This is a genomic window from Streptomyces sp., assembly GCF_035644915.1.
Lineage (GTDB): Bacteria > Actinomycetota > Actinomycetes > Streptomycetales > Streptomycetaceae > Streptomyces.
Window position 1 is genome coordinate 1 of the sequence record NZ_DASQNP010000138.1, and the last position, 4,017, is coordinate 4,017.

At 75.9% G+C, this 4,017-nt stretch carries 3 protein-coding genes and 1 pseudogene; 3 read left to right on the forward strand and 1 reads right to left on the reverse strand.

Annotated features, from left to right (window positions below):
• The first annotated feature begins 179 nt into the window (after positions 1 to 179).
• The 3 genes from VE546_RS15790 to VE546_RS15800 all read left to right on the forward strand — a co-directional run bounded on the left by VE546_RS15790 (position 180) and on the right by VE546_RS15800 (position 3,460).
• Positions 180 to 1,460, forward strand: a complete 1,281-nt coding sequence (locus VE546_RS15790; protein WP_324922731.1) for a glycosyltransferase family 4 protein — start codon at positions 180 to 182, stop codon at positions 1,458 to 1,460.
• Positions 1,457 to 2,356: a hypothetical protein gene (locus VE546_RS15795; RefSeq protein WP_324922732.1), complete on the forward strand. Its 900-nt coding sequence runs from the start codon at positions 1,457 to 1,459 to the stop codon at positions 2,354 to 2,356. Before VE546_RS15790 ends, VE546_RS15795 begins: the two co-directional genes overlap by 4 nt.
• A 78-nt stretch (positions 2,357 to 2,434) precedes the next feature.
• The gene (locus tag VE546_RS15800; protein WP_324922734.1) at positions 2,435 to 3,460 is read left to right on the forward strand and encodes a YafY family protein; all 1,026 of its coding nucleotides are present in this window, start codon (positions 2,435 to 2,437) and stop codon (positions 3,458 to 3,460) included.
• A 7-nt stretch (positions 3,461 to 3,467) separates the two neighbouring features.
• Here the strand turns inward: VE546_RS15800 and VE546_RS15805 are convergent.
• Positions 3,468 to 4,017 (reverse strand): annotated as a pseudogene (locus VE546_RS15805) (hypothetical protein); the annotation flags it as partial.

Sequence of the window (4,017 nt, forward strand, 5' to 3'; positions counted from 1 at the left end):
GACCGCCCGGGACGGTCGAGCGGCCCGCCGAGTCCCCGGAGGTCCGCCCGCCACGGGCGGACCGTCCGGGAACGAAGTGGCCGAGCGACCCAACCACCGGCGGCCGCCGGTGGTCTTCCTGTGTGGAACGCGGCACCGGGAACGGCTTGGCCGCGCGATTCCGTGGGACATGGAGACGGATGCATATCTCTTTCCTGCTGCATCACGGGTACGGCATCGGCGGGACGATCCGGACCACGTTCAACCTCGCGTGCGCGCTCGCGGAGCAGCACGACGTGGAGATCGTGTCGGTGTTCCGGCACCGCGACCGTCCCGTCTTCGACCTCGGTCCGGGGGTGCGCCTGCGCCACCTGGTGGACCTGCGCAGACACAGCCCCGACTACGACGGGGACGACCCCGACCACGCCCGGCCGAGCAAGCTGTTCCCGCGCGCCGACGGGAACTACCGCAAGTACAGCGTGCTCACCGACCGCCGGATCACCGAGCACCTGGCCACCACCGGCGCGGACGTCGTCATCGGCACCCGGCCGGGCCTCAACACGATGGTCGCCCTGCACACCCGCCCCGGGCCGGTGCGCATCGGGCAGGAGCACCTGACGCTCTCCACCCACTCGCGCGCCCTGCGGCTGACCCTGCGCGGCGTCTACCCGCGCCTGGACGCCCTGACCACCGTCACCGAGGCGGACGCCCGCGACTACCGGCGCATGATGCGGCTGCCCGGCGTACGGGTGCAGGCGGTGCCCAACGGCGTGCCCGCGCCGCAGGTGAGCCCCTCCGACGGCACCGGCAAGTGGGTGATCGCCGCCGGCAGGCTGGCCCCGGCCAAACGGTACGACGTGCTGCTGAGGGCCTTCGCCAAGGTCGTCGAGGAGCGGCCCGACTGGCGGCTGCGGCTCTACGGCGGCGGACGCGAGGAGGCCAGACTGCGGGCCCTGGTGGAGGAGCTCGGCCTGTACAACCACGCGTTCCTGATGGGACCGGCCCACCCCATCGAGGCCGAGTGGGTCAAGGGCTCCCTCGCCGCCGTCACCTCCAGCCTGGAGTCCTTCGGCATGACGATCGTCGAGGCGATGCGCTGCGGCCTGCCCGTGGTGGCCACCGCCTGTCCGCACGGACCGGGCGAGATCATCGCCGACGGGGTGGACGGACGGCTGGTGCCCACCGGCGACGTCGACGCCATCGCCGGAGCCCTGCTGGAACTGATCAACGACGACGAACTGCGGCAGCGGATGGGCCGCGCCGCGATCGCGGACGCCGCCCGCTACGACCCCGCGCGGATCGGCGAGTTGTACTCCTCGCTGTGCGCCGAACTCGTCGCCCGCGGCGGACGCAGGGGCCTCGGCCGGCTGCGCTCCTCGCTGCACCGCACCCGGGGAGCGCTGCTCGGCGGGGCGTACGCCACCAAGGACGCCCTGGTCCGCGCCCGCCGAGGCGCCCTGAGAGGAGGAAGGACCGCATGACCGCGACCACCCGCAGACCCGCCGGCACGCCCGACACCCCCCGGGCGACCGCGCCTCGTGCCGACTGCACGGCGGACAGCGCGGGCGGCCTCAGCTTCGACATCGAGCTGCCCGGCGCCGCGGAGCGGTGGGACACCGCCCTGCTGCTGCGCCTGCGAGCGTCCGATCCCGAGGAGTCGGTACGGCTGCCGCTGGTGCCGTCGTCCGGCGGCGAGGTGCTGCGCGCCACCCTGCCCAGCACCGTGCCGCTGGCGGAGGGGCGCTGGGACGCCTACCTGGTGTTCGGCGAGGGCGAGCCGCAGCGGCTGCTGCCCGGGTGCAACGACCTGCGCTCGCTCGTCGACCGGGTCCCGCGCACCGACCGGACCTGGCTGGGCGTGCGCATCCCGTACACCACCAAGTACGGCAACCTCTCGGTGCGCGCCTGGCTGCGCTGGCCGCACGCGGAGGCGGGCGACGTCTGGCCCGCCGACGGCGGCGTGACCGTGCACGGGCGGCTGTACGGGGCCCGGCTCACCCCCACCGCGCGGCTGGAGGCGCGCCCCCGGCACGCCGCCGGAGGCGAGGACGCCGGCGCCCCGGTCGTCACCGGGCCGGTCACCCCGGCCGACGGCCCCGGCTTCACGGCGCGGCTGGCGTACGACGGCCTGGCCCGGGAGCCCGGGGCGGGGGAGGAGTGGGAGCTGTGGCTGCGGCCCGGCGAGGACGCCGAACCGGTGCGCATCGCCCGCATCCTCGACGACATCGCCGACAAGCACAAGATCATGCGCTACCCGGCGCAGCCCGTCGCCGACAAGGGGCCGGACGAGGAGGGGGCGTTGTGGGCCCGCCCGTACTACACGGGTGCCAACGACCTGTCGGTGCGGCTGGAGCGGTCCCCCTCGGCCGCCGCCTGACCGCGCCGGCACCGGCCGTCCGCGATGCGCGCGCATCGCGGACGGCCGGTGTCCGCAAGGGGTGGCAGACTCGGCGCCATGACGGCGATCTCGGCGCCTCCGGCGACTTCGGCCCGGCTGCTGCGCCTGCTCTCCCTGCTCCAGGCCCACCGCGAGTGGTCCGGTGCCGAGCTGGCCGAGCGGCTCGGGGTCACCCCCCGGACCGTGCGCCGCGACGTCGGCCGGCTGCGGACGCTGGGCTACCCCGTCCACTCCACCACGGGCACGGCCGGCGGGTACCGGCTCGGCGCCGGAGCCGAACTGCCGCCCCTGCTGCTGGACGACGAGGAGGCGGTGGCGGTCGCCGTCGGGCTGCGCACGGCCGCGGGCAACGCGGTGGAGGGCATCGAGGAGTCCTCGGTGCGCGCCCTGGCGAAGCTGGAGCAGGTGCTCCCGCACCGGCTGCGCCGCCGGGTGAACGCCCTCACCACCTTCACGGCCCCGCTCGGCGGGCGCCGCGGGCCGACCGTCGACGTGGACACCATCACCGAACTGGCCAACGCCTGCCGTGACCACCAGCGGCTCCGCTTCGCCTACCGGGGGCAGGACGGCACGGCCTCCCGCCGCACCGCAGAACCGTACCGGCTGGTGTGCAGCAGCCACCGCTGGTACCTGGTGGCCTGGGACGCCGACCGCGCAGACTGGCGCACGTTCCGCGTCGACCGCCTCACCCTCACCCCGCCGCACGGCCCGCGCTTCGTGCCGCGCGAACCGCCCGCCGAGGACTGGGCGGCCTACGTCTCCGAGCGCATCTCCACGGCGGCGTACGCCCGGCGGGCCACCGTGCTGCTGCACGCCCCGGCCGACCGGGCCGCCGAGCGGATCTCCCCCGCGGCCGGTGTGCTGGAGCCGCTCGACGAGCACACCTGCCTGCTGCGCACCGGCGCGCACTCCCTGGACGAACTGGCCTTCCACGTCCTGATGCTGGGCTTCGACTTCGAGGTGCGCGAGCCGGTCGAACTGAACGACCACATCGGGGTGCTGGCGGACCGCCTGGCCCGCGCCAGGGCTGCGGGTCAGGGCAGGGGCCGGGACGGGGAGCGGGGCGGGACCGCGGGGCGGTGAGGCGCGATCAGCGCGCCCGGCCCGCGCCGCTCCCGCCGGAGGAGGCGGAGGAGCCGGGGGAGCCGGAGGAGGGCGCCCCGCCGCGCATCATCACCAGGCGCCGGAAGTTCCCGAGGTCGCGCCGCGCCTGGCGGGCCGGGGCGCCCCACAGGCCCCCGGTCCGTCCGCGCAGGCCCCTGGGCCGGTACTCCAGCTCCAGCAGCACCCGGGTCAGGTTCGCGGTCAGTTCGTGGAAGGTGGCCACGCCCCGGGCCGTGCCCCGCGCGCCCCTCGCGGACCAGACGATGCACTCGTCCTCGGTCTCCTCGGTGATGCGGGTCGTCCAGCCGCGGGCGGGCCACAGGATCGCCGGCCGCCAGCCGGGCGGGGGCCCGCCGGACTCGTGGAGCAGCGCCCACTGGTCGTAGGTGTCGGGCAGCGGGGCGCCGACGTCGACGGACTCGCTGACGGTCACGGTCCGGACGGGCCGGTCCGCGCCGCCCGCGCGCCCGCCGGCCGGGAGCAGACCGCCGGTCGCCTTCCTGGCGGTGCCCCGTACGGCGTCCCGTACGGCTCCC

What these genes read in the sequence shown, in the direction of transcription:
- VE546_RS15790 (WP_324922731.1), top strand. Translation starts at nt 180, where the DNA reads ATGCATATCTCTTTCCTGCTGCATCACGGGTACGGCATCGGCGGGACG.
- VE546_RS15795 (WP_324922732.1), top strand. Translation starts at nt 1,457, where the DNA reads ATGACCGCGACCACCCGCAGACCCGCCGGCACGCCCGACACCCCCCGG.
- VE546_RS15800 (WP_324922734.1), top strand. Translation starts at nt 2,435, where the DNA reads ATGACGGCGATCTCGGCGCCTCCGGCGACTTCGGCCCGGCTGCTGCGC.